Raw genomic sequence first — 445 nt, 5'->3', positions numbered from 1 at the left:
GGCAGGCACGGCCTCCCGCACCGCCTTGACGATGCGATAGACGTTCTCGGGCTCCTTGAGCATCACGGCGCCCCCCTTGCTCTTGTTGACCGTGGGGGCAGGGCAGCCGAAGATGAGATCGACCCCGGGAGAGCCGAGCTCGATGGCCCGGATGGCATTTTCTGCCAGCAACTCCGGATGCTGTCCCAGCAGATGCACCCGTACCGGGGTCCCTCCACGGCTCTTGCCATCCTGTTTCAGCTCGGGGCAGAGGCGATGGAAGACCTTGGCGGGCAGCAGTTGATCGACCACCCGGATGAATTCACTGCCGCAGAGGTCGTCATCATTGACGGCGGTGAGGACCTCCCGCATCAGGTGATCCAGCACCCCCTGCATGGGGGCCAAAATAACGCGCATAGCTGCTTCCGAAGACAAGGGGAGAAAAAAGAGCGCAGATTGTAGTGGC

At 62.2% G+C, this 445-nt stretch carries 1 protein-coding gene; it reads right to left on the bottom strand.

From position 1 onward, the window contains the following. The coding region (locus tag ACEWB7_RS17815; RefSeq protein WP_411581062.1) for a tRNA-dihydrouridine synthase at window positions 1-396 on the bottom strand (396 nt) is incomplete at its 3' end. Between the last annotated feature and the right edge of the window lie 49 nt (window positions 397-445).

Origin of the sequence: Acinetobacter sp. NIOH-H-8, from assembly GCF_046635365.1 — a bacterium.
Lineage (GTDB): Bacteria > Pseudomonadota > Gammaproteobacteria > Pseudomonadales > Moraxellaceae > Acinetobacter.
Note: the sequence above shows the minus strand (reverse complement) of the source record. Positions and strands in the feature narration are given on the sequence as shown.